This is a genomic window from Algimonas ampicilliniresistens, assembly GCF_030159955.1.
GTDB classification, from domain to species: Bacteria; Pseudomonadota; Alphaproteobacteria; order Caulobacterales; family Maricaulaceae; genus Litorimonas; species Litorimonas ampicilliniresistens.
This window is the reverse complement of record NZ_BSNK01000002.1, coordinates 177,390-202,387: the sequence shown is the minus strand read 5'-3', so window position 1 is coordinate 202,387 and position 24,998 is coordinate 177,390. Positions and strand designations below refer to the sequence as shown.

The following is a 24,998-nucleotide window of genomic DNA, read 5'->3' as shown; positions in this document are numbered from 1 at the left end:
CCTTCTAGGAATGCGGGCCAAAGAGGGTCGTCGCAGCGGCAATGGTGATCAGGGCGGCGAGGAAGAGGGTGAATTCGAGCGAAAGCGAGCGGCGCAGATGGACGAAGGCGCCGGCCTCGCCCGCATCGATGGGTTGCATCAGCCGGAACTTGTTATAGGCGCCAAGCGCCAAGGCAGCGGTGATGACGACGAGCTTTAAAAGCAGCAGACGACCATAGGTCGATCCGAGCAGTCCAGTGGGCCCGTCGGCGATGATCAGAGCCAGCCAAAGTCCCGCGACAATCATCACGGGCACAGCATAGATCGCGATTCGGCTGAAGGCGTGGAGTCTGCGCGATACGTCCGGCCGATTGTGTCCCTGTCGCGGCCAGAGCGTCAGCGGTGCGACGAACCAGAAACCCGCGAAGAGCACATGCGCCGAGACGAGCACCCAGAGCAGGTCGGGCATGCCCTCGCTCCGGGCGTGTCCAGACAGCCCGAACCCGTGAGCCACACACAGCGCACCAATGAAGGCGACGAAGCGAAGACGCATCAGTGAGGCTATCGCCAATATGCCTGCGCCAAGAACCAAGGCGAAGACCTGGTCCCGAACCCCCGGCCAGACCCAGCCGAACATGGAAAAGTCGAATATTCGGACCGGATCGCCGACCATTTCCAAGTTCAGTCCCAACAGCCGAAAGCTGATTGCGAGAAGGGCGGACGCGGCTCCGACCCAAAGCCACCGTCGTGAGGGGACGATCCAGACCGCGTAATGCGTACCCGCTCCGATTCCGAACAGACTGCCCAGATAAAAAAGAACCTTGGCCGATATGACGAGACTGCCCGTCATGTCAGTCGGAGACGACCGTAAAGGGGATTTCGCCGCTCATGACGTGTCCGTCACTGGCGACCGCCCGCCATTTTACGATGTATCGGCCAGCCGTCAGGGCTGGAAGCGCGACGCGGTGGACTTTGTCCATTGTCTTCGCTGTCTGAAGCGTACGGGTCTCATCGTCAGGCCCCATCAGTTCGACTGCCGCCAGGCCGACGGCCTTTGCAAAGGTCAGCTCGAGCGTGTCCGGAACCTGCGAAACCTCCGATCCCGCGACGATATTCGACGCGGACAAGGAGGTATGGGCTGTCGCATGGGTCGGTATTCCGGTCATCAGAGTGAGCGCGACAATGAGTGTCATCATTCGTTTCATGGTCTTTTCCTTAGTCAAGAGATGAGGTGTCAGCGTCACATCACGGCTTTGACGATCATCCAGATTCCCATGCCCATCATGGCAAGGTTTTCGGACAGGGAGACGAAGCCGAGGGGGACGTTCGTGCCGCCGCCCGTGCAAGCGCATTTCAGCTCGCGCTTGTCGATATAGACGGCCTTGAACACGCTCCAGGCACCGATCGTGCCGATGAAAAGGGCGACCGGCGCGGCGATCAGGCCCCAGACGCCGCCCGCCACCATGAGAACGGCGGCAAAGGCTTCCGCGAACGGATAGATATAGGCATAGCGGACGACCCGCCGCGCCAGCACATCATAGTTCAGGAATATGTTGGAGAAGGCATCCAGATCGCGCAATTTCAACATGGCGAGCATCGCCATCGAAAATGCGACAAACCATTCAATGGTCAGAACAGCTGACAGCCCGCCCGTCAGAGCCCAGACACCGGCTATGGCGAGCAAGGCGGCGATGGCAAAGACGACCAATACCGGTGTATAGGTCTTCTTGTTCGGATCTTTGACCGAATATCCGAAGTGTTCGCGCAGTGCGTCATGGCCCCCAATACGGTTCTGCGCTATCTCGGAGCCGATGAAAGTCTGGGGCGTCGTCTTGACGCCCCACTTCTCCTTGAAGGCGTCCGTCTCAGATCGGCTGGTCAGGTGATTGTCCTCGACCGTGAACCCCTTGCGTTTCAGCAGATCCACCGTCTTGAGCCCGAAAGGACAGACATGGTCGGCCATCACCATCCGGTAGACAATGGCTTTTCGGCCCTTTGCGGTCTCATTCACCACGAGTTCTTCCGAAATACTCATCTTGTTCTCCTATCGTATCGCTATGGTTTACTGGCCGTCGGACGTGCTGAAGTCAGGCACGGGGCGGGCGTCGGCTTCAGCTTGCGTAGCGGCCTTTCCATTGTCCTTGATGTCCTGGATGAGCCATTCCATCTCGGCGATCTCGCGGCGCTGGGCGTCGATGATTTCGTTGGCGAGTTCGCGAACCCGAACGTCATCGATCTCGGCCCGTTCGCTTGTCAGGATGGCAATGGAGTGGTGCGGAATCATCGCCTTCATCCAGGCCCGGTCCTGCACGGTGACCTGTGAGCGCACGAGGAACAGCGCGACGGCAAACAGCAAGACCGATCCGGCGACGATGGCCCAGCTTTTGGCCTTGTCCTTGTACATGCCCCACATGAAAGCGAGCATGACGAGCGACATCATCCCGCCCATATAAAGCGCCATGTAAGTGCGGGTTTCCGAGAAGCGGACATGGCTGAGCTGGTAGCTATTCAGATACATCAGTCCGAGCATGATGACCGTCGATGTGGCGATCATGGCGAGGAACCGACCATAGCTGCTGCCATGTTTCATGGCCCCGTGTGCGTGCGTCGTCGCAGCGTTCGCTTCGGCCTGTTCGTCATTGGTTTTCGTCATCGATCTATCCTTCTGTTGGATGGGTGGGTGAGGGGAGGTCATCGGCGTTGACGGCCGGGGACTGAGGGGGCCGCACGGGGCAACCGGGTTTTGGAAAGCGGTGGAGCCTGCTCGGATGAGCTGAAGTGTGGACGGCTCACCATCCGGAAGAGCAGGGCGGCCGAGCAGGAAATCAGCAGGAAGCCATTGAGCGATGCCACGCCTGCAATCAGGCGCAGATGTCCCGTCGGATAGATATCGCCGAGGCCAAGGGACGTGTAACTCACGAGCGCGAAATAGTAGGTGTCCATCCACCCCGACTGGCCGTCAGCGCTGGCAAAACCGCCCAGTCCCAAGGCTTGACCAGCCTTCAGAGCCGCTGCGTAGAAACCGGCCTCCGTCACATGCAGAAGTCCGATCAGCCCGAACGTGCCGACCCAGAGCAGGGGGCCGGTCGTGAACGCGTCGTCGATCCGTCGCGCGACCCCGTGCAATACACCGAGATGCAAGATGGCGGTGGCTGCAAAGGTCAGACCGGCAATGATGACCGCGACAATCATGACGGATCTTCCCGGTCCATCCAGACATAGTCGATGGACCGCGCACGGACGGGATGGCTGCCGACTGGCTCGACCTGAAAAGTCGTAAAGTAGAAGTCAAAACTCGTCGTCAGAACAGCTTCTGCGGCGCGGATCACATCCTGCGCGTTCGCGGTTTCAGAAATTCCGATATGAGCGGAGAAAAGGTTGCGGTCCGATGTCAATGACCAGGCGTGGATATGGTGCAGATCCTCGACGCCCGGAAGTTCCGTCAAGGCGACTTCAATCTTTTCAAGATCGACATTGATGGGAACCGTTTCCATGAGCAGGTTCAGCGTATCGCGCGTGATGCCCCAGCCCGCCCAGATGAGCACAAAGCCAAAGGCCGTCCCCAGGATTGGATCGATTAGGGTGAAACCCGTAAAATAGACGACCGCCGCTGCGACGATGATGATGAGGCTGCCGACAAAGGTCTGCATGACGTGCCAGAACGCGCCGCGCATATTGAGATTGTCGCGCGACCCTCGCGTCAGGACGTAGAGTGAAATCAGTTCCGTCACGAGACCGCCCGCGGCGGCGGCGAGCATGAGACCATATTCAAGCTCGACCGGATCAAGCAGCCTGCGGATACCCATATAGATGACGAAGACGGCCATACCGAGCAGGAAAAGGCCATTGAGGAGTGCCCCGATCAGTTCCGCTCGGAACGATCCGAAGGTTCGGTGACGGTCGGCCGGGCGCGCCGCGATCCGCCCGGCGACCAGAGCGAGCAGAACACCGCCTACAGCCGAGAACGTGTGGAAGGCATCAGAGAGCACGGCGATGGACCCGCTGGCGATGCCGAGACCGAGTTCGACGAAGAAATAGATCCCCGTCAGAAAGGCGCTGATCTTCAAGGCGCGTTCGTTCGCACCCATGGCCGTCATGTCGTGGCCGCTGTGCTCGCCAGATTTTTGGTCCGTTTTCTTATGTTCGTCTGGAGGGTTCAATCGGATGCGTCCCCGTCATGACGGGTGAAGACGGTCGCGGTGTCCGCGTCGAACAGCAGGGTCGCATAGGATTGCTTGACGCCCTCCATATCCATCCCCGGAGCGCTGGCCGGCATACCCGGGACGGACAGGCCGATCGCGTCGGGACGTTCAGAAAGGAGACGAAGGATGTCGCTCGCGGGCACATGGCCTTCCAGTGCGTAGCCATCCACTTCCGCAGAATGGCAGGATGCCAACCGTTCCGGGATCCCGAGACGTTTCCGGATCGGCGTCAGGTCTGCATGGTCATGCACCGTCACCGAGAATCCCTCGGCCACGACATGCTCGACCCATTGCGTGCAGCAGCCGCAGGTTGGCGTCTTGTGGACCGTGATATGCGCAACAGTCGGAGCCGTCGCGGACGCGGCTTGGGTCTCAGACGCGTTCCGGTCAGCCGAACAGGCGACAAGCCCGATGGCGGCAACACATGCGATGACCAGCCGGCGCATCATGACGTCGGTCCGCAGCAGCATCCCCCGCCGGATTTGGGCTTGGAGTCGGCCTTGTCTTTGGGCGTCGCGGGCGCTTCGGTCGAGACAGTCGTCGACTCCGGCTCACTATCCGTTTCGCGCGGGTCGGACTTTGGCGCGCAGCAACTTTTCTTATTGTCGGTCATGAGAATGTCCTTTCATTGGAGGCGACGCTGTGCGGGGCGTCAGGGGAAGAGAGATTTGCCGAGGGGCGGGATTTGGGCTTGAGACGTAGCGCCGCTTTTTCGACCAGATGCCAACTCGCAGCCGAGAGGCTGAGCCAGATCGGCGTGGAGAGCAGCCCCAGCATTAGGGGACCGGTGTCAGGCCGCAGGAACATGACGGCCTGCATTACCGGATAGTGCCAGATGTAGATGCCGTAGGAATAGTCGGGGATGGCCACGACCGGAGCATGTGCCGCATCCGACAGGCCGAACCGCAACATCAGGCCGGTCAGCGCCAGCGTTGCAAGAAATTCGCCGCCAAAGCCGCTGCCGAGCCAGAGAAAGGCGCCAATGGCCAGAGCGACAAGTCCCCAATGCGGGCGGCGGGCGCGGGGCCAGTGCCAGAGTACCATACCAAGAAGGAAGCAGGACGACAGCCGGAGGAGCGGGACGAAGCCGGTCGGAAGAATCGACACGTCCATCACGTATGGCAGGACCAGATAGGCCGTCTGGACGGCGATGAACGCACAGAGCGTCAGGACAGGTCGTTTCAGAACGCCTACCGCGAAACCGAGCGCCGCCAGGATATAGGCCGCGATCTCGTAGCGGATGGTCCAAAGCGGCCCGTTGAAGTCGGCCTCAAGATTGCCAGCGAAGATACCGCCCGGGGCGTTTTGCGGATCTCCCAACAGAAGGACGCGCATGACATAGGTCCACGTCTCCAGTGACAAGACGTTCTCGATGCCGCCGGGTCGCGAGAAAATAGGCGAGAACACGAAGGCGAACGCCAGGAGAAGGACGATGAGTGCCGGATAGATGCGCAAGGCCCGCGAAACCGCATAGGCCTTGAGATCGCCCCGGAACGACAGGCTCTTGGCGATCAACATGCCGCTGAGAACGAAGAATCCGTTCACGGCCATATATCCGCCCGTCCATTGATGGATCCGCACAGGCTCGTAAGCGGTCGTGAGAAGGTAGAGATGACCCAGCGCCACGAGGCTGGCTAGCAGCCACCGAATAGCGGTAAGGTGATTGGCTCCGAGCAGGGGATCGCGGGGAACCGAATAGGGTGTAACAGCAACCATCAGTCGGACCCTTCCGTCGCCGCGTCGGGTTCGACATGCTCGTGATCGTCGTGGCTATGGCTCGCGTCGCTGGGTTGAGGGGCTGCGCCGCTCGACCAATGAACGTGGGCGATCCGCCAGCCCGCATCGGTCTTCTGGAGTGTCAGCGTCTCCATGAGCTGATTTCGAACGTCTGTCTCCCGAAAGCGTCCCGTGATGAGGGACTCCGTGACCACCACGGCCAGCCCATTCTGATCGATGACGTCCCGTTTCACAGTCTGCGCGGTCGTCGCGCCGACATAGGCCATGTCGGAGATCATGTGATGGGAGGCATATTCCTCGAAGGAACGCTCGGCTGCGCCCCCTTCGGCGATGATGACGGACGGCAGGAAAAGAGCTTCGAGTGCCGCCGCGTTTTCAGTCCTGAGCGCATCGCCAACCATGTCCGCAATTTGCGAGGGGCCGGCTGCCGACATGTCTTCCAAGGGGAGGTCTTCAGACGATCCATCATGACGTGCTTGAGCATCTGGATCGGCTTTCGTCGCGATTTCCGGCCCGTGATCATGATCGTGACCATCGTCATGACCCTCTCCGGCGACGACGGGGAGTTGCTGGACGCCTAATCCATAGTGGTAGACGAGCTTGCCGCCCAGCCAGGCCGTTGCCGTCAGGGACGCGCAGACGAGCCCGAATGTTACGAGAAAGCCCAGTGTCGGTGGCGCGACACGCTGCGTCCACCGCCATGCTCCGATGAACAGAACTGCGCCAGCCGTCGGGAGAGCCCAATTGCGGTGGAGCGTCATGGCCGCATGGGAGGGACCGTCATGGGCGACCGTGTAATAGGCCCAAAGGCCCGATGCGGCCGTCGCGATGATGGCGAGGACACCGAATGCGAGCATCCAGTCTCCCGCCGTCGTCAAGGTCTCGCTGCGGGGTGTGACCGGACGACGAAACCCCAGCAGATAGGCCAGCAGGGCGGCGACAATGAGCGCAAAGCCGAAGTGAACGATGACCGGGTGGATATTGGGCTCGATGAAACCTCCCATGGCGACCTCCTAGAACCAGGTCCGCAAGCCGACGACGCCGACGATCTTGTCGGAATCCTCGTCAGAGGCGCGCGTGAAATCTGCCGTGTCACCAAACTGCTTCTGCCACTCGACGCCGATGTAGGGCGCGAAGGTGCGTCGGATTTCATATTGGAGACGCACGCCCGGCTCGATCCCGGTCAAGCCCGAGCCGATGCCGAGCTCTGGGATGTCTCGCGCCGACAGGTTGGCTTCGATGCGAGGTTGCAGGACGAGGCGTTGGGAGAAACGCAGCTCATATTCGGCTTCGATGCGGGCCGACAGGTCGCCATCCGTGGAGAGGAAAGCGGCTGCATCCACCTCGAACCAGTAAGGTGCAAGACCCTGAAGGCCGAGAACCGCATGGGTGCGGCCTTTGGGCTCCAGATCGTATCGAAGACCGGCCTGTACGTCCCAGAAGGGAGCGACGGCGCGTGACCAGAGAGCCTGCACCTCGGCATCTTCGATCTCGTCGTCTTCCAAGGAGACTTCGCCTTCGCTCTTGATGAAGAGCTTGTCGATGTCGCCGCCATACCAGCCTTGGAAATCCCAGAGCAGCGTGCCGTCCCCGCCCGTGTCCTGCCATTCCAGCCGGTCAAACATGACCATATAGGTGTTGAGATCGCCGTTGGCGGCCATGACCTCTTCGCGCGCTTCGGCCATAGCCTCTTCGCCCCAGTATCGGTCGGCCATGGACCAAGGCTTGCCGTCATCCGGATTTTCGGAACTCTGCGCGGACGCGGTTAGGGGAAACAAGAGAACGAACGCCGACAGTACGGTCGCTCCTGCCCACGCGACACGGCGGATCATGGGGCCGTCTCCGCATCGGGGCGCGCCAATGCGGCGTCGATCCGGTCTTTACGCTCGATGAGAGGGTTCGGCTGAACCGTCACCACCTGCATCATGCCTGCATGCATGTGGTAGATGAGGTGGCAGTGAAACGCCCAGTCGCCGACATGCTCGGCCGAGATGTCGGCGGACAGTTTCTCGCCCGGCTTGACGACGACCGTGTGCTTGCGGGGCATGTGATCGCCGCCGCCATTGACGAGGTCGAAGAACATTCCATGCAGGTGAATCGGATGCGGCATCATGGTGTTGTTGACCAGGGTCAGCCGGACCCGCTCGCCTTCCATGAAGGTGATCGGTGCGGTGATTTCCGAGAACTTCACGCCGTCGAAGGACCACATGTAGCGTTCCATGTTGGACGTCAGATGCACGACGACCTCGCGGGCGGGCGCGCGCGTGTCGGGGTTGGGTTCGAGACTGCGCAGGTCGGCGTAGGTGAGCGTGCGATGCGGGACGTCTTCCAGGCCGATGCCGGGCTCGTCCAGACGGCTCATGGGCATGGCGGCGATGTTGACGACGCCGGGACCGCGCTCCAAATTTGCTTCGACGCGGGGCAGTTGGACGGGCGCCCCATGCGGATCAGGACCGTGGCCCATCGCCGCGTGTCCGGCCATTGACGCTGTCCGCCCGGACATGCTGGCGTGATCCATGCCGGACATACCGGCCATCGAACTATGGTCCATTCCCATGTCTTTCATCGTGAGAACGGGGACGGGCCGCAGTCTTGGCTCGGCTGCGCGCATGCCGGGCCGCGGACCCAGCGTGGCGACGACCTGGCCGGACCGGTCGATGCTTTCGGCCACGAAGGCGAACGGCTGGCTTTCCGTCGGTTGGACGATGACGTCGTAGGTTTCCGCTACGCCGATCTGGAACTCGTCGGTCTCGATCGGACGGACGTTCAGCCCGTCGGCTTGGACGACCGTCATGGGCAGGCCGGGCATCCGGACGTTGAAGAGCGTCATGGCGGCGGCATTGATGATCCGTAGCCGGACCCGCTCGCCGGGCCGGAAGACCATGTTGAAGTTGTCGGCCGTGGAATGGCCGTTGATGACGTAAGTGTAGGTCTCGCCCGTGACATCGGCGAGATCGTTCGGCGACATCCGCATTGCACCCCACATCCCGGTCAGCCCCTTGGGGTTGCCGATCGTGGGCTGGTTGAAGTTCAGGCTCTCCGCATTCTTCTTCAGCTTGTCGAAGATCCGGTGCGGGTCCGTGAAGGTCCAGTCGCCCAGCATGAGAACATATTCCCGGTCATAGGCAACCGGATCGGAGCCTTTCGGATCGATGATGAGCGGGCCGTAGTGACCAACCTGTTCCTGCAGCCCGGAATGGGAATGATACCAGTAAGTCCCGTTCTGAGGGGTCGAGAATTCGTAGGTGAAGCTGGACCTGGGCTTGATCCCAGGAAAGCTGACGCCGGGTACACCGTCCATATGGAACGGCACGAGCAGGCCGTGCCAATGGATCGAGGTGTCAACATCGAGATCGTTGCGGACGTTGAGACGAATAGGTGTGTCTTCACGAAACCGGATCAGTGGCGCAGGCACGGTTCCATTGACGCCGGTCGCCAGCGTGTCGCGGCCGTCGATGCGGATCGGGAATTGGGAAACCGTCAGATCAAAGTCAGTCCCGGTGAGCGCGGGCAAGCCCAGATTGCCCATCGATGCGGGCCGCGCCCAGGCCGGCATTAGCCCGGATGCACCGAGCGCAGCGGCGGATCCGAGGGAGGTTTGAAGGAAATGGCGTCTGTCGAATGTCATGGCTTTGCCCCCGCGCCTACTCGTTCGCATCGTGGCGATGCGCGTTCGACGGGGTCGCTGCGTCAGTGCCCGAAGCGTGTGAATCGCCGTGCGACATGGCTCCATGCGGCATTGCCGAATGGTCCATTTTCGAATGATCCATCTGGCCATGATTCATAGTCGCGTGATCCATGCCGGAGGCACACAGACCCGGCGTGACGCCGTTACCTTGAGCGGAACAGAGTTCGACCAGGGGAAGGCTCCCATCCGCTGCCCGGTGCAAGGTGAACTGGACAGCCTGGCCGGGCGCAAGCGTTTTCAAATCAACCCCGTTGCCGACTGGAAAGACCATCTGTGCGGCGGGCCAGGACACGGCGGGGATCGCATCGTGGCGAATGGTCGCCTCGCGCGTTTCGGGGTTCAGCGCGACCAGAGAACCGCGGGCCTCGACCATGTGGGTGGCCCACATCGTCATCATGGCATCGTGGTTCATGCTACCATGGTCCATCTTGCCATGGTCCATCTTGGGCATCCCGGAAGCGGGCATGTCATGGCCAGGATGCTCGTGCGTTTGAGCTTGGACGGGCGCGACTGAGAGTGTCGCAAGGAAGATGGAAGCTGCGAGAGTTCGCACAATCGTGAAAGTCATTTGTCATGTCCTGATCTGGAGAACGGACACGGCAGAGGATTCTCGCCGCGTCCTAGGACCGACCGGCAGCGATTGAGGAAGAGATGACTTGCAAGCGGGGAGGGGAAAACCGTTGCCACGACACCTCCGCCGGCGCTGCCGGTCGGGAGGGATCGCGTGCGATCGTCCAGTGGACGGACCAGATAACCGCACACGACCAAGCGGAAGCCGGATGACTATCCGGCCCGCCAGTCGGAACGATGTCCTAGATCAGGGCGAGGGTCTTGAGAGTGACGGGGGTCGGTCGCGGCGGGTCACGCCATCGGAGTCCGTGCAGGGCCGAACCTGCCATTCCGGCCCGGTGAGGCGAGGGCAGGGCCGACGCAATGAGCGTGACGGACTGCGACGGGAGATCGAGCTGTGGCGCGTTTGTCAGGTCGGCCTTGGCATCAACCGCACTAGCGCCGTCGCAATGCGAACAGTTCTCCGCATGGTCATGCTGCGGGTCAGGGTCGCAATGACCCTCCGGCATGGGTTCCGGCATCGTATGACCCGCGTGGGGTGTCGCCAGTTCGGCCAGAAGAATGACTTCCGGCATGTCGTCGGGACTGTGCGCCAAATGCGCGACCGCGACATCGGAGCTATCGGAGCCTGCAATCTGGAGAGCGCCGCTATCGGGCAGACAGGCACAAAGAATCTGCACGACGCCGAATGTCACGGCGACGATCAGCGCAAACATTGCTCTGATTTGACCCAAGGCCATAGGCTCGGTTGCTCCAATTCCGGTAGCGCGCTATACCCTCGGACAGTATTTGTCAACGAACGGATAGGTGTCCAAACGTGTCAGCCAGTACGATCAATCGGTTAAAGCGTTCCGAAGGACAGATACGCGGTATCATCAAGATGTTGGAGGAGGGTCGATATTGCATCGACATTCTCCAGCAGATGCAGGCCGTGAAGGCTGCCCTTGCGCGCGCCGAGTCACAGCTCCTGATGGAACACGCCCAGACCTGTATCGAGGACGCAATCGCTTCGGGCAATGCAGCGGCACAAAGAGAGAAGGTCGTCGAACTAATCGATCTGTTCGACAAACTTAAGCGGTAATGCGCTCTGCTTCTGGAGGACAGTCATCATTACACTAGCTTGGATCCAGCCGCGAACTGATAGACAAAACCTCTGCAGGTTGACCCTGAAAACCCGAATGGCTGGCTAGCCAAAGTTGGGGAGTTCGCGCGAGGATGATCCATCTTCATGATTTTGTGACGTTGGAGCCATCGCTCTCTGGACTCTCTCCTGTCGTCACGCCCATAGCGAGCCGGTGAGACTGCCCGCATGTGCGGCAGGCATATCCGAAGCCCGGAACCCATTCGCCTTCCGCGACATAATTGATTGTATCGCAGCTTTCGGAAATGCAGGGAACGGCTGCCTGACGAGGATCGAACATCACCTTGCCATCACCTAGGTCTTGAAGGTCGTAGGTCATTCCGCACTCCCAGCACTCGACCTTCCGGGTTTCGCCGTCATGGCTTAAGCGACGCCGCATCGGAGCATTGCAGTTCGAGCAGTCTGTTGAACCCGATTGCTTGAAATCGACATTCCAAACGGAAGAGGACAAAACGACATGCATAGCTTCGACTAAGGCATCGCAGCGAGAGCGAAGCTTGGCAAAATTGTGACCGCGAGATGCTGTCCATTTTGCGATCGTCGGGACGTGAAGGTAGCTCCCGAGTGCATCGTAATGCTTCTTGAGGGTCTTGAGATTCAATACGTTGTCACGTCCCATGAACCGCATGGTTTCAGGTCTTTCACCGAATGAGGGCTCGACACCCATATGGAGATCGCCGGAGGCGTCGGCTTGTGGATCGATCTCCAGCATACGCTGCATGAGCCTGCGAGGTTGCCAGGTTTCCATTCCGTGCGGACCGAGGTCGTCCTTGTAGATCTTGGCGCGTTCGTAGGTCAGCGCTTCCATGGCCATTCGAAGCCGTAAGGCCGCATCTAGAAGGTCTTCCTCTTGACCGGAGGACATCTTTGCTTCCGCAGCCTCCAGATATTGTCGGGCTTTGTGACGATAAAAAGGACTGGTCATAGGCCTCACTATGCCCGCCGACGAACTCGGTAAAGCCGGCCGCAGAGACAGCGCCCGCGTTTCACGATAGCCGAATATATTTGGCGAAGGTGTGAGAGGCATTCATGAGGTCCATCCCACAATCCAGCTCAATCTCAGTGCGGATCTCGACATATCGAGTGTCGCGACTAAGGCAGAAGACCGGCTCATAAGAAGGAACAAGTCCTAATCAGGGGAGCCGGTCATAAGGTGATGGGAACCTAGGCTTTCACCATACAACGATCAACAGAAAGGGAGATTGTGACCCTTCGTCAATCATTATCAGAGCTTGATTTCAAGAAGGACATATCACGGATGCGTCAGCCATCACTATCCAGACGGTCGCGTACTCTCAACAAAGGCAATTAACTGATCCAGGTCATGCGCCCAGAACAATGTAAGATCACGTGACTGTGCATCGACGAGGTTATGGACATCGTAAACGCCTTCGAGGACTGCCGCAGGCACGACTTGGTGAGTTCCAAACGCTTTGATCCAAACTCCCGCCTTGACCGCGGCATCACCATTAAGCCTCTTGATACTGTTTACGGCCGAGTTCGAGACTTTGCATTCAATCGCCATGGTCCGATTGTCCCACAGACCGATGATGATGTCGGCTTTCCGGCCTGCGAAAACGGACTCCCGGCAGAATTCCCCGGCGATGGGAGCGTCTTGGATGACCCTGACTGTGCGGGTATCGACTTGGACAAGTCCGGCTTCGATCAGAGCATTGACGACGCGCATTTCTTGAGCTGTTGACCCTTTGCTTCTCCGCGCGGTCTGCGTTTTTTGCATTGCAACCATTGCTGCCGTTGCGATCACGGCTGTTCTTCGTTCGTCTTCCTCTGGCTCCCAATCTCCTGACAGCCATGGAAAACGACGTCGATCATGCCAGTCCCGGATAAACTCAATCAAGCGCGCCGAGAGTTCGGGATCGGTTTTGAACTTTACTGCCGACAATGTGCTTGTGTCGAGCATGGTCTTAAGATCATCGGCCGACACAGGGGGCCCGGAGAGGTAGCGGACGAGGTATTGCTTGTCTTCGTCCGCCATCAGTTCGACAATCGCTTCGTCAAGATGTGTCAGATCGACCGTTTCTTCCAGAAGTTCTTCCATGAGTCCCTGATAGGTCTCGAAGAAGCCGCCATAGACTTCCAAGGGTTCCTGACGTCTGGACTCCCGAAAAAAGTCGACGGCGAGATCGCGGTCATGTTTAAGCTGCGCCTCCGTCCATTCTGGGGCGTCGCTCATTCAGCCGCTTCCATCGACGAGTCCATCGACATCGCCATTTCAGCCAATACACCCGGACGGGGAATGGGAAGGCGTTCCATTTCACGAGGCTCAAACTTCGTCAGTCCGCCTGCGTAGACGCGGCCTCCGTCCAAAGTCGCCGTATTGCGTAAGTGCGTGGCAAGCGCTTCGATGACGGGTTGAGAGAGGTCTTCACGCGGGTAAATGCCGTGGGCGATGTTGATATGACGTGCGTCCACATCGTTAAGGACAAAAGATGGCGGGCGTCGTGCCATATAAGTGGCGAGAATAGGGGCGGGCTTGCGAAGATCCACGGACCACCAAGCGCGGCGGTTTTGCGCCACATAGCCCGACTTTGCCGCCGCGACAGACTTTCTTCGGAGAAACCGCCTTACGGCGGTCCGGTCTTCTTCAGACAGTACAGAGAGGTCCTTGGGTAGATCGACGACGCGTCGAAGCGCGTCGGCGTCCTGGAGGCGGGCTCCCGCGTTGATGAGATCGCGGGCCTTCGTGACCGTCGGATAAAAAACATGGTTCGGCAACCCATGCGTATGTTCGCCCTCGATCCAGACGGCATTGGCTCCGGTAACCTGGCCGCGATGAACACGGCAAAGCTCGCCCAGCTCGACATGGTCGCTCGGCATAGTCTTACGGGTTCGAGTGAAGTGTGACCAACGCGGTTCAGTGAGAAGCCGTTCGCGGGAGACTGGCTTGCCACCTTCGAGACAACCCAGTTCTTCCACAGTCTTGACCCGTGAAAATGTCGGTGCCTTGACCGTTTGGCCGAACTGGAAGGTCGTAACAGCCCCGGTGGTTGCCGTGCCAGGAAAGGGCTGCGCTGTGGCTTCCAGCGTCAGAACGCTTCGTCCTCCGAGCTGTTTAGTGAAAAGCTCGCGGACCAGCTTTCCGTAATTGACGTCCAGCCATTCAGCCGATGTAATCTGCACTCCAAAATCTCCAACCTTCGCCTTGTGAGCAATTGCCAGCAGGAAATAGACATGCAGACCGGCAAGCCCGCTGGACGGGAGGTCAAGCAGCCGCGCGTGCATTTTCAGCCAATCCTTGTCACGGGGCGTGATCTGATGATGGCGGACGTAGGGCGGATTCCCGATCCAGAGTGTCTCTCCATCGATCGAGCAGACTTCCGCGCGAAGAAAATCTTCCTGTCGAATTTCAGCGCGATTACCAAATCCGAGTACGCTAAGGTTTGCACGAGCGATGTCGCAGGCAAGGGGGTCTGTGTCGAACCCGATCAATTCTGCTTTCGGGAACGCCTTTGCTGCAGCCGAGAGAAATCGGCCACTTCCACAGCCGGCGTCCACAATGCGAGACGGTTGAGTCGTCGCAGCCGCCCATGCCACCATGGCGTCTACGATCGCTGGAGGGGTGTAGACGGCCCCATCGTCACGCCGTGTCTTTGCATCGCGGATCGAGCAGAAGATATCGCCTAGAGGATCATATCCTGCACTCACAGCTTGGGTGATAGCCTGCCGAAGGCCGTCGCTCTCTGAAACTGAGAGGAGACCTTGCGCAACATTGCGAAGCTCGTCTTCTGTCGCAGGCGTGTCGTCGGGGACCGTTATGAATGCCGGGAAGAACATTTGAGCAACGTCATTGTCGTGTTTGTCAAAAAAAACAAGGGTCCCACGGTCCTGGATCGTGCATGGTCATCTAACTGGAAAGTGTTTTACACGCACTCATGTACGCAATATCGGAGGCTTGACCTAACTGCCTGTTACGATGAAGGCCTCCTTTGCGAGCGGCAAGGACGACACAACGGCCTGCAGAGTGAGCCCAGCGTCTTCCACGGATTGCATCGCATTTGTCGTCCAGACAAAGTCACCATTGTTCGTGAAGTCTTCTCGTAAACCACGTAGCGTTTCGATCGCCGTGTCGGACCAGGCAAGGAAATCCCGTTTCGTCCAAAGTAGGGTGTCTCCAAGATGAACCGGTCCTCCGGTGTCGCAGTGAGCGGCGTCGGTCAAAGCAATCGCTGTTTTCTGCAATGAAGCCGTATGAGGCAGCTTCTCGGCTAGCCAAGTCGGGTGAGTGATAACCTGGCGGACTTTAGTCGTTCCGAACACCCTATCCGAAGTAGCCTCGGAATAGGCCTCGAAAACGACGAGTTGGGTTGCACCTATCCACCATGGATCAGGCGCGGCATCGGCATCGCTGTTTCCGCTTTCCCAGCCCAACAATCCGCCAAGCACCTCGACGCCTCTTTCAAAGGTGCTGCCATCATCTGAGCGAAGGTTGCGTCGGATCTCTGCCACCGCGTTTTCGAACTTTTGGCCAGTCGAACCCAGAGCTTCCAAGTTGGAAGCAATATTTTCCACCTGACTTGCTAGGTCGAGATCGTCCTTCGTCGTCTCGTCAGCTTTGCCAGCCAGATTGCTTCGATAGGCTAGATCGGTCAGCCAGCTCACACTGGGCGCGGCGTTCTTGGCTTGCAGGAACATCGGTTTGGCTTCGTCTGCAACAAGATCACCGTCTTCTGCCTTCAGCCGGTCTACCGCCGATCCCTCCAGATAGTGCCATAAGGACCTATAGCCGCGTAATTCTGGATGCTTCAAAAGCGAATGTACCTTCGCTGCGGCGACCGCCGCTTTCCTTTCGTCACCGTTCCAAACCGCCTTCAGATACTTGACCTCCTCGGAAACGGATGCACTCAGATCGGCAAAGTATTGGGGCGTTTCCTGATCGGCTTCCCCGCGAATCTCCTGAATCGCATCTTCGACATCTTGCCACTCGTCACTATCGGCCAGGAAGAGTTCCAGGTTTTCGACGAAATCGTCTGCGCTCGCATCCGTCGATTGCTCGACACCGATTTCCAGCTCGGCCTGTAGTTCGGGTTTGAGGAACTTCCACCTTCTTTGATCCGTCAAACTCTCGACCAGACCTTTGCCCGTTACAAGCACAGCAGCCCGGTCGTTCAGCGCGCGAGTGCAACGCCCAATGGCTTGAAGCACTCGGATCTGCAGGCGCGCAGAATAGAGGGCTCGGGCGCTCATTTTGGACATGATAAATCGTTCCTGCGGATTCATCGCCCCCGGAAATCCGTCGATGCAGAGCAATCGACAATCATCCCCAGGGAAGTCGATCCCGTCGAAGCGGCCGGGCAATACCGCGACAGCACGGGCAGTCGCTGCAAAATCCGACTTGCGCGTCTCGATGTCCGAACTGCTAAAGATTTCGTAGCCGTGAAGACGTGCCTTGATCTCCTCTTCGATGTTACGTCCGCTAAGGCTCGACGGTGTCAGGACGACGGAACGTGTTGCCAGGGCTTGTGAGCGCAGTCGGACGTCTGCCGCCTCGTTGTCATCCAAAGATAAGGTCGGGAACATAAAGAACCTGCGCCCGACACCATCGCGCTCGAAACCGTCCGGTGAGGGCAGGCGCACAATTTTGGTCCGGCCGGTCAGCCGTTCGGTATCACCTCCTTCTCCGAGCGTCGCGGACATGAAAACGCGCTGCTTCGCGTCATTGAAGGGTGCATGTGTCCAGGTCGGCGGAATGATCGGCCGGATCGTGATGCTGCGCGACGAGAGGTAAATGTGGCATCCACTGAGATGCCCCTCGATGGCCCGCCAGGCGAAGCGTCGTTGATCGTTAGAAGGGATATTTGCCTGGAGTACAGCATGAATCTGATCGTGAAAGCGCCGGACAACGGGAGACGGAACCTTGTCGACCCAATTTACAGCGAAACGGTCTTCCCAGTTGCCTTCCAACCGGTCGATGTCGCGTTTCGTCAACGTGCTGCGTAGGACTCCGATCAAGGCGGCATGAGCGGGATGTTCTGACGGCAGATCAAGGGTCCATGGGGAGGCGATGTAGTTCTCAGCAACGTGGGCGTCGTCGGCAACGATAAGATCCGGTGAAGTGAAGAAGGGATTCGAGTTGAAGAGTGCGGAATAGGGGGCGACGGCGACGGCTTTGCCACGTCTGTACGCGGCTTCATCGGCAGCATTGAATTCGGCTTTCCTGCCGCTGAAATTGATGGCGCTTATGCCGTACTTATCCTTGGCCTGTTCAACAACCTGTGCCGCGAGCTGACGTGTCGGGCAGAGGAACAGCACCCGCTCCTTGTCCTTCACACGCCGCCAATCTGCGATCAGCAAGCCGACGAGTGTCTTCCCTCCGCCTGTAGGAAGCTGGATTGCTACATCCGGCAGATCGACGGCTTCCTGTGCATAGTGCTCCAAAATCACCTTCTGATGGGGCAGGACATCCGGAATCTTGCGGTTTGAGATACCTCGAAGGTGAGCCGCTGGGTTGGGAGCGACGGTTGAAGATTTTGAGCGTGTTTTGAAGGCCATGAAAACTTCTAAAGCTTTGGTGCCAGAATGCCTTCTGGCAGAATGGAAAATCCTATTACAGTGTTGGTGCGGCAGGGAGGGCGTTAACCCTCCCCCTGCTGGCGACTACGGCGTAATCCCAACCCTTCGATTATCCTTACCTTGCCGTCTGTGCCCGAGTGGGACCGAAGTCACCGCAGCGCCAGCCACGCGGTCGCAGACGTTTTCGTCATTGCCTTCATGCGGACCTCCAAGGCTTTAGTGAAGCGAGTTTTCTTGAAACGCGCGACAACCTCGGTGCCCAACAGACGCCAGACGACAAAAGCTAGAAACGCTGTCGAAGGGTCGAGCGCCAGTCCTTTGGGCCGACTTGGGTGGTGCATACTTGCGGTGCAAGACCTGACTTGGAATTATTCAACAAATGGATAGTTGTTCCGGCCCCCTACGAGGGAAGTTTTAAATGCAAAATAATGCTCATTTGTCGCGTGAAACGCCTTCGCTGCATTTGGGCTACATGAGACCTCTTCGGCAGACGGATCGCCATAAATCATGTTGTCTTCTCGAAATGTTCGGTCTCGACAAGAGACCGATGTCCGTTCGGCCTCGGCGAAAACCACTTGTGAAGGGCCGGGATGACAAGAAGGGTCAGAATGGTTGATGAGACCAGCCCGCCCGTTACGACGGTCGCCAAGGGTCTTTGAACCTCGGCCCCGACACCCGTCGCAAAGAGGAGCGGCGCCAGCCCAAGAGCGGTGGTCAATGCCGTCATCAGCACGGGGCGCGCCCTGAGCTTTGCCGCGTCGATCGCCAGCGTGTCCCTGTCGCGACCTTGCCGCGCAAAGTCGTCCATGAAACTGACGAGCACCATGCCGTTGCCGAGCGCGATTCCGAACAGTGCGATGAAGCCCACTGTGGCTGGAACCGAGACCGGCAAACCTGCCAGCCAAAGCGCGAGCGCTCCGCCCGTCAAGGCCAAGGGAATGTTGACCAGAATCAGAAGCGCGGATTTCAACCGGCCGAATGTTAAGAGAAGGATCAACAGGACGATACCGAGCGTGATCGGAATGACGACCGCAAACCGGGCGTTTGCCTGTTGTTGCAATTCGAACTGCCCGCCCCAGACCAGCCTGTAACCGGGTGGCAAATCTAGATTTGCGTCGGTCAGCTCTTGGGCATCCTTCACAAAGGAGCCAATATCCCGGCCCCTGACATTGGCCTGGACGGTGATGAAGCGCTGGCCGTCTTCGCGCGTAATCTGACGCGGGCCCACCAAACGTTCGACGGAAGCCACGGCTTGGAGCGGAACACGCGCGCCTGATGGCGATTCGAGGATAATCCGGCTGATGTCGTCGGGGGTCGCCCGGCGGCCCTCCTCGAAACGCACGACGATCGGAAACTGCCGAACGCCTTCAAACAGCGACCCGGCTTCCGCCCCGCCCACGGCGGCACGCAAGGCTCCGAGCGCGTCATCAACGGTCAAGCCGTATCGACCCAAGGCCACACGATCGGTCGTGACGATCAGTTGCGGGGATCCTGTGATCTGATCGGCCTGGACTTCCGACGCTCCGTCGACCTGTTGCAGCAGTCGTGTCAGATCCTGGGAGGCGTCGATCAACACTTCGCTATCCGGCCCAAAGATCTTCATGGCCAGCTCGGCGCGAGTTCCGGTCAGGAGTTCATCGACCGACATGGCGATCGGTTGGCCGATGTTGACGACGATGCCAGGGAAGGTCTCAAGGTTTTCCGAAATCTCCGTCCGCAGATCTTCGGGCGTGAAGCCGTCGCGCCATTCCTCTCTCGGACGAAGCTCGACAAACGCTTCAGCACTGTTCGTCGGATCGGCGTGTGCCCCGACTTCACCGCGGCCAACGCGCGTGACGATCGACTTGATTTCGGGAAAGGCGCCGAGAAGCCGCTTTTCGATCTGCGTTGTCGTTTTCGCAGCTTCGGTCAGGGATATCGACGGTGCCATGGTGACACGCAGAAGAATGTCACCTTCTTCCAGCGCGGGCGTGAACTCAGAACCCAGGCGGGAGCCCGCAAGGCTTCCTGCCAACACGAGAATCCCGGCGAGAACCAGTGCGGCCCATCGGCGGCGGACGAAAAAACCGGCGACATTGCCGATACCGGCCGCGATCCGGCCTTCCTTGACGTCGCTTGCTCTGTTCGATCCTCGACGCATCAGCGCGTTGGACAGCGGCGGAGCGATAAAGAACGCATAGATAAGCGACCCCATCATGGCGAGAGCCGCCGACGCAGCCAGCGGACGGAAGGTTTTGCCTTCCACACCTTCGAGCGAGAACAGCGGAAGAAAAACGACGATCACGACCGCCACGGCCGCGATAAGCGGAGCAATGACTTCGGCTGTCGAGCGGGCGACAGTCGTTCGCCTGTCATCGCCGGACCCGTCCTCTTTGAACCCTCGGTCCACATTCTCCGCGATGACGATGGCCCCGTCCACCATCATGCCGATGGCGATCGCAACGCCGCCCAACGACATGAGATTGGCACTGATGCCGAGCATCTGCATGGCAATGAAGGCAAAGCCGACGGAAAAGGGAATGGACAGAACAACAACAAGGCTTGGACGCCATCCACCCAGAAAGACGAAGACCACCAAGGCCACGAGCAGCGCCCCCTGCCAGAGCGCGGTTGTGACCGTGGCGGCGGCTTTGTTCACCAATGTCCCCTGATCGTAATAGGGAATAGCGGTGACGCCGTCGGGCAAGGTCGTGTTGATCTCGTCGAACCGGGTTTTGACGCGCTCAATGACATCGGATGTGTTGGTCCCGTAGAGCTTGAGAACCAGGCCGGCGACGACTTCGCCGTCACCATTGGCCGTCGCCAAACCCTGCCGGACCCCGCCGCCGATCTCCATTCTTCCGAGATCACGGACCCTGACCGGTCGTCCGTCGGCCGCAGACAAGACGATGTCACCCAAATCGTCTAGAGATTGAGCCAAGCCGACGCCGCGGACCGTGTATTGCTCCGAGCCGAGTTCGAGGAATTGCGCGCCTTCCGTCCGGTTGCCACGCTCAAGCGCCTCGATCACGTCGCCAATCTGGATGTCGTAGGAGAGCAGGGCGTCGGGATTGAGCTTGATCTGATATTGCTTCTCATACCCGCCAAGGGACAGGACTTCCGTCACGCCCGTCACGGTCTGGAGCTGGTACTTGACGATCCAGTCCTGGATCTCGCGCATCTCGACCAGGCTCCGCGTTCCGGTCTGATCTTCGAGGCGAAAGTAGAGGATGATGCCGAGCCCTGTGGAAATCGGCCCCATTTGCGGTTCGCCGAACCCGTCGGGAATGCTCTCGCGGGCCTGGGCTAGTCGTTCGCCGACGACCTGACGGGCGAAGTAGATGTCCGTGCCATCCTCGAAATAGACGTTCACGACGGACAGGCCAAAATTGGAAACCGACCGCATATGATCGATCTTGGGAAGGCCGGCCATGGCCGTCTCGATCGGGAAGGTGACATAGCGTTCGACTTCCTCGGGTGCGAGGCCGTCGGTTTCGGTAAACACCTGGACGAGAGACGGTGTGACATCGGGGAAGGCATCGACGGGAAGGGCGCGAAAGGCGAACAGACCGCCCAGGGTCATTGCGAGAGCCGCGATCGCTGCAAGCAATCGCCCACCCGCTATGCGGTGCATGAAATGTAGCATGTTGAAATACCCTTAGTGGTCGTGGTCGCCACCGAAGGCGTCTTTTTCGAGTTGCGCTTTCAGCGTGAAGGAGCCGGCGGAGACGTAGCGGTCCCCGGAATTCAGCCCGGAGCGGATTTCAATCTGCCCGTTCGCCCGCTGACCCGTCTCGACGGGCAACGGCCTGAAACCGCCCTCATAGGGTACGAACACCGACACCGTTCCCTCCACGGTCTGCACGGCCGCCTCCGGAATCCGTACAACGGCTACTGTCTGAGCCGTCGAAATATCGGCGGTGACGAACTGACCCGGCCGCAACTCTCCGTCCGCATTCTCGATGACGATGCGGGCCGTTGCGGTTCTCGATGTTTCATCGATGACGGGAAGGACGAAGTTGATGGTCGAGACCGCCAGCACGCTTCCACCCTGGTCACGAAGCGTAACCGGCGCGTCGACTCTGACGCGGCCAAGGTCGTCCTTGAAGACGGCGATATCGGCCCAGACGACACTCTCATCGACAATGGTGAAAAGAGGAGTGGCGCTCGCGTCACCCGCCGACACGGTTTCACCGAGCGCCACCGATCGCCGTACGACACGCCCTGAAATGGGCGCCGTCAGAAAGGCGTTGGCATTATCGCCGTCGGCGGCTCGGCCAATGCCTTCCAAAGCCGCGTGGCTGACACCAGCGGCGTGAAGCTCGTTTTCTGCCGCCGCGCTGGCGGCTTTTGCGGCTTCGAGGTCGGCACGAGCACGTTGCAGATCGGCCTCTGACGTAATCTTGTCTGCGAAAAGCCTCTCTTCGCGCGCGAGCGAGGTCGCGGCCAGGTTTTCGCGTGTCGTCTCGGTCTGCCACCGTGCCTTCAGGCTGGCCAATTCTCGGCTCTTGATGAGGGCAAGCCTGTTGCCCCTGCCGACCGGGTCGCCTTCACCCGCATAGAGGCGTTCGATAATGCCGCTGACCTTTGGAGAGACGTTGGCGATCCGGTCCGCATCGAAACGGATTTCGGCGGGCAGGGAAAGGACTTGCGTCAAGGCTGCTGTCGTGGCGGTGGCAACGACGATCCCGGCCGCCTCGATCGACTGTTGATCGAGAATGACGGTCTCGGGTTCGGAACCCGCTTCATCATGCTCCTCATGGTCATCATGATCTTCGTCATGTTGGGTTGATTGCTGCCGTTCTGAGGCTGGCACATCCGACGACATGTCCGGCGCTCCGCACCCTGACAGAAACAGGATCAGGCTGAAGGTCGTGGTTAGGTAAAGAGCGTTCTTCATTGGGTTGCACCTTGGAAAGGGGGGAGGCCGATCAGACTCTGGAGTTGGGCCGTGGCCGCAGCGAGATCTCGCAAGGCTTCAATCCTGCCGGTTTCCGCCTCGATCAGACCCTGTCGGGCGTTAAGTGTTGTCGTGAGGTCGAACCGTCCGGCCGTGTAGCCAGCAACGGAGGCGTCATAGGCCTCGCGCGCGGCGGGTAGCGCGTCGGTTTCGAACACACGGAGGCGGTCTATTGCCGCAACAACGCGTTGACGGGCTGCGGATTCACGTAATCGAAGTCGGGCGTCGATTGCCACTGCGTTGATGCGCGCGGCATCTCGTCTGAATTCCGACGCCCGCGCGGCGTCCCGGTTCCGATCGAATATCGGCAGCGGGACGCTGAAGCCGAGGACGAACGCATTGTCATTGCTTTCCTCGAACCGCCTGAAACCGGCATTGACGGTTACATCCGGCAGCCCGTCAGCGAGCCGTGAAACGCGTTCCGCCTCACGCGCTTCCTCGGCGGCCTGGGCAAACGCCGTCAAAGGGTGATCGCTAGCATTGGCCTGATTTATGAGCTGGCCGTTCATGGGCGGAAACCCGGCCGTCGGCGCAGCAAAAGCGGGGCTGGCGCTGCCCCAGAGGGATGCGAGGTCATACTTAAGTATCTCAACCCGGGCATGAGCAGCGACGGCGGCTGCCTGTAGCGAAGCGGCATCGGCTGTGGCCCGGGATAGTTCCGGTGGAGCTGCGGCGCCGGCATCGACGCGCTTTTCGACCGTATTTGCCAATGAGTGCGCAAGGTTTGCGGCGTCTTCAGCAAGTTGGGAAAGCTCTTGGGCTGCGACGAGCTCGTAATAGGTCAGCGCTGTCGCAAGCATTGCATCGCGCAGTATGACCTCGCATTCCGCGAGACCGAGGGACCGATTGGCCTGGGCGGCTTGTTGTCGCTTTCGTCGTTTCCCGCCGAGCTCGATCGTCTGTTCGAGGCTGATAGTGGATTCGTTTTGATCGAACCCGCTCAAAGCACCGGATCCTGCGAAATTTTCGATCTCGAAGCCGATGGAGGGATTGAGCCTTCGACCCGCTTGATCGGCCTCGGCCGTGAGCGCACGAGCTTCCATAACCATCTGGCGCACGGCGGGTGAGGCGGCCCGGACTTCGGTTAAAGCCTGTTGCAGGGTGAGTGGCTGGTTGGCGAGTATGTTCGTTGGCGGCCTCTGGGTCGGCGTCGCGTCACAGATGGACGCGAGTGCCAATCCCGGTGAGGCAACCGCCAACAGGACGCAGGCTGCGCCCATGCGGAACTTGGACATGAGTAGAGAATCCTTGAGTCTGATCTGAAAACGGGGGCGAACAGCGTAAAGATACGCCGTGCCGAAGTCAGATTAGTCTCGAGGGGGGCGGAAGAGGCCCTGAAGGCCCTTGCGCGGGGCTGCGTAATTGGGCCCGAAGAGGAAGTTGGGCGCACTTATTGGTGCGAGATAGTGCTCCGCATCCATATGACTGACGATGTGGACGTGGCAGGATCCACAGGAATGTCGGTGATGATTATGGGCGCGCTGATGGTCCACGTCGGTCGGTTGTTCGATTGCGGACGAGGGTGGCAAAATCTCGTTTTCCCAGACCTCGCCATCCTCGCAGGTCGCTTCCGGGACGTCGGACATGTGGAGTTCAGACGCCATCGCCCCAAAACTCATAAGAGAGGATAGGGAGAGGGCAATCCAAAGCTTTGCCGATCGTATGAAGTCGTGCCAACGCATACTCAGCTGGGACTATACACGAAATTGCTCACTAAACCATCCGTCAGCGTCAGTGCCCGGTATGGGCGTCAATGGGATCGAGTTCGATGTTGCTGCATCGAGTGCGGAAGCGGACTTCACCTTCGCCGTTGCGCGTGGTGAATGTCCTGCCATCGAGCTGTAGGATGTCCAACTTGACCGCCGCATTGGACATCCCGGTCGCATCGAGAGGAAAATCATTGTGCGTCATCGACAAAGTGTCTCCAGCAACACGCCATTGACCGAAGGAATGGATGTCGCCGTTCTTGCTTAGAAAAACCAGAACGGTTCCATCCGACGCAAAGTATGTGATGGGTTGCGTCATGCAGTCGGACTTGTCCTCGCTGCTGACCCAAGCGCCAGCGGGGGAGAGGTCGCTTTCGCTGGCCAGCGTCTGGTTTTGGCCGACTAATGAGGCGCAGCCGGTTAGTCCCAAAGCCATGAGGGCACCGGAAAATAGGTTTAAGCGCGAGGCGGTTTTATCCTTCATGCCCCGACGCTAATCTCTCTA

General features: G+C 59.3%; 25 protein-coding genes. 1 reads left to right on the top strand and 24 read right to left on the bottom strand.

The annotated features are described in order from the left end of the window. Positions 1-4 precede the first annotated feature (4 nt). From QQL54_RS08965 to QQL54_RS08900, 14 genes are all read right to left on the bottom strand, one after another. Complete coding sequence (locus QQL54_RS08965; RefSeq protein WP_284389789.1) at positions 5-829, bottom strand: copper resistance D family protein; 825 nt, start codon at positions 827-829, stop codon at positions 5-7. A gap of 1 nt (position 830) precedes the next feature. Continuing rightward, complete coding sequence (locus tag QQL54_RS08960) at positions 831-1,184, bottom strand: copper resistance CopC family protein (protein WP_284389787.1); 354 nt, start codon at positions 1,182-1,184, stop codon at positions 831-833. A 35-nt stretch (positions 1,185-1,219) separates the two neighbouring features. Next, complete coding sequence (locus tag QQL54_RS08955; protein WP_284389785.1) at positions 1,220-2,014, bottom strand: MauE/DoxX family redox-associated membrane protein; 795 nt, start codon at positions 2,012-2,014, stop codon at positions 1,220-1,222. 27 nt (positions 2,015-2,041) lie between these two features. Then, positions 2,042-2,569 carry a DUF305 domain-containing protein gene (locus QQL54_RS08950; protein WP_348520745.1) on the bottom strand — a complete coding sequence of 176 codons (528 nt, stop codon included), beginning with the start codon at positions 2,567-2,569 and terminating at the stop codon, positions 2,042-2,044. A 101-nt stretch (positions 2,570-2,670) separates the two neighbouring features. Beyond that, the gene (locus QQL54_RS08945; protein ID WP_284389781.1) at positions 2,671-3,171 is read right to left on the bottom strand and encodes a potassium channel family protein; all 501 of its coding nucleotides are present in this window, start codon (positions 3,169-3,171) and stop codon (positions 2,671-2,673) included. Then, positions 3,168-4,076 (bottom strand): cation diffusion facilitator family transporter, encoded by a 909-nt coding sequence (locus tag QQL54_RS08940; RefSeq protein WP_284389779.1) that lies wholly within the window; start codon positions 4,074-4,076, stop codon positions 3,168-3,170. The genes QQL54_RS08945 and QQL54_RS08940 overlap by 4 nt, the downstream gene beginning before the upstream one ends. Before the next feature lie 59 nt (positions 4,077-4,135). Beyond that, complete coding sequence (locus QQL54_RS08935; RefSeq protein ID WP_284389777.1) at positions 4,136-4,630, bottom strand: DUF411 domain-containing protein; 495 nt, start codon at positions 4,628-4,630, stop codon at positions 4,136-4,138. Then, positions 4,627-4,794, bottom strand: a complete 168-nt coding sequence (locus QQL54_RS08930; RefSeq protein WP_284389775.1) for a hypothetical protein — start codon at positions 4,792-4,794, stop codon at positions 4,627-4,629. Before QQL54_RS08930 ends, QQL54_RS08935 begins: the two co-directional genes overlap by 4 nt. Beyond that, positions 4,791-5,897, bottom strand: a complete 1,107-nt coding sequence (locus tag QQL54_RS08925) for an acyltransferase family protein (RefSeq protein WP_284389774.1) — start codon at positions 5,895-5,897, stop codon at positions 4,791-4,793. Before QQL54_RS08925 ends, QQL54_RS08930 begins: the two co-directional genes overlap by 4 nt. Next, entirely contained in the window at positions 5,897-6,922 is a 1,026-nt protein-coding gene (locus tag QQL54_RS08920; RefSeq protein ID WP_284389772.1) for a DUF2231 domain-containing protein, read from the bottom strand. Before QQL54_RS08920 ends, QQL54_RS08925 begins: the two co-directional genes overlap by 1 nt. Before the next feature lie 9 nt (positions 6,923-6,931). Continuing rightward, positions 6,932-7,750, bottom strand: coding sequence for a copper resistance protein B (locus QQL54_RS08915; RefSeq protein ID WP_284389770.1), 819 nt, complete (start codon positions 7,748-7,750; stop codon positions 6,932-6,934). Continuing rightward, complete coding sequence (locus QQL54_RS08910; RefSeq protein WP_284389768.1) at positions 7,747-9,546, bottom strand: copper resistance system multicopper oxidase; 1,800 nt, start codon at positions 9,544-9,546, stop codon at positions 7,747-7,749. The genes QQL54_RS08915 and QQL54_RS08910 overlap by 4 nt, the downstream gene beginning before the upstream one ends. Before the next feature lie 16 nt (positions 9,547-9,562). Further along, positions 9,563-10,174 (bottom strand): copper-binding protein, encoded by a 612-nt coding sequence (locus tag QQL54_RS08905; protein WP_284389766.1) that lies wholly within the window; start codon positions 10,172-10,174, stop codon positions 9,563-9,565. A 244-nt stretch (positions 10,175-10,418) separates the two neighbouring features. Next, complete coding sequence (locus QQL54_RS08900; protein ID WP_284389765.1) at positions 10,419-10,892, bottom strand: hypothetical protein; 474 nt, start codon at positions 10,890-10,892, stop codon at positions 10,419-10,421. Positions 10,893-10,993: 101 nt separating this feature from the next. On the opposite strand from QQL54_RS08900, the gene QQL54_RS08895 reads away from it, so the two are divergent. After that, positions 10,994-11,257, top strand: a complete 264-nt coding sequence (locus QQL54_RS08895) for a metal-sensitive transcriptional regulator (RefSeq protein ID WP_284389761.1) — start codon at positions 10,994-10,996, stop codon at positions 11,255-11,257. A 145-nt stretch (positions 11,258-11,402) separates the two neighbouring features. Here the strand turns inward: QQL54_RS08895 and QQL54_RS08890 are convergent, their stop codons facing one another. The 10 genes from QQL54_RS08890 to QQL54_RS08845 all read right to left on the bottom strand — a co-directional run bounded on the left by QQL54_RS08890 (position 11,403) and on the right by QQL54_RS08845 (position 24,977). Continuing rightward, on the bottom strand, positions 11,403-12,242 hold the full coding sequence (locus QQL54_RS08890) for a hypothetical protein (protein ID WP_284389757.1): 840 nt from the start codon (positions 12,240-12,242) through the stop codon (positions 11,403-11,405). A gap of 348 nt (positions 12,243-12,590) precedes the next feature. Beyond that, positions 12,591-13,511 carry a XamI family restriction endonuclease gene (locus QQL54_RS08885; RefSeq protein WP_284389755.1) on the bottom strand — a complete coding sequence of 307 codons (921 nt, stop codon included), beginning with the start codon at positions 13,509-13,511 and terminating at the stop codon, positions 12,591-12,593. Continuing rightward, on the bottom strand, positions 13,508-15,112 hold the full coding sequence (locus QQL54_RS08880) for an N-6 DNA methylase (protein WP_284389752.1): 1,605 nt from the start codon (positions 15,110-15,112) through the stop codon (positions 13,508-13,510). Before QQL54_RS08880 ends, QQL54_RS08885 begins: the two co-directional genes overlap by 4 nt. A gap of 123 nt (positions 15,113-15,235) precedes the next feature. Further along, positions 15,236-17,827, bottom strand: a complete 2,592-nt coding sequence (locus QQL54_RS08875; RefSeq protein WP_284389751.1) for a DEAD/DEAH box helicase — start codon at positions 17,825-17,827, stop codon at positions 15,236-15,238. 170 nt (positions 17,828-17,997) lie between these two features. After that, positions 17,998-18,189, bottom strand: coding sequence for a hypothetical protein (locus tag QQL54_RS08870; RefSeq protein ID WP_284389749.1), 192 nt, complete (start codon positions 18,187-18,189; stop codon positions 17,998-18,000). 164 nt (positions 18,190-18,353) lie between these two features. Then, positions 18,354-21,473 (bottom strand): efflux RND transporter permease subunit, encoded by a 3,120-nt coding sequence (locus tag QQL54_RS08865; protein WP_348520729.1) that lies wholly within the window; start codon positions 21,471-21,473, stop codon positions 18,354-18,356. 12 nt (positions 21,474-21,485) lie between these two features. Then, positions 21,486-22,727 (bottom strand): efflux RND transporter periplasmic adaptor subunit, encoded by a 1,242-nt coding sequence (locus tag QQL54_RS08860; protein ID WP_284389745.1) that lies wholly within the window; start codon positions 22,725-22,727, stop codon positions 21,486-21,488. Then, complete coding sequence (locus QQL54_RS08855; protein WP_284389744.1) at positions 22,724-24,022, bottom strand: TolC family protein; 1,299 nt, start codon at positions 24,020-24,022, stop codon at positions 22,724-22,726. The genes QQL54_RS08860 and QQL54_RS08855 overlap by 4 nt, the downstream gene beginning before the upstream one ends. A 72-nt stretch (positions 24,023-24,094) precedes the next feature. After that, positions 24,095-24,469 carry a hypothetical protein gene (locus QQL54_RS08850; protein WP_284389742.1) on the bottom strand — a complete coding sequence of 125 codons (375 nt, stop codon included), beginning with the start codon at positions 24,467-24,469 and terminating at the stop codon, positions 24,095-24,097. A 49-nt stretch (positions 24,470-24,518) separates the two neighbouring features. Beyond that, positions 24,519-24,977 (bottom strand): hypothetical protein, encoded by a 459-nt coding sequence (locus QQL54_RS08845; protein WP_284389740.1) that lies wholly within the window; start codon positions 24,975-24,977, stop codon positions 24,519-24,521. Positions 24,978-24,998: the final 21 nt, after the last annotated feature.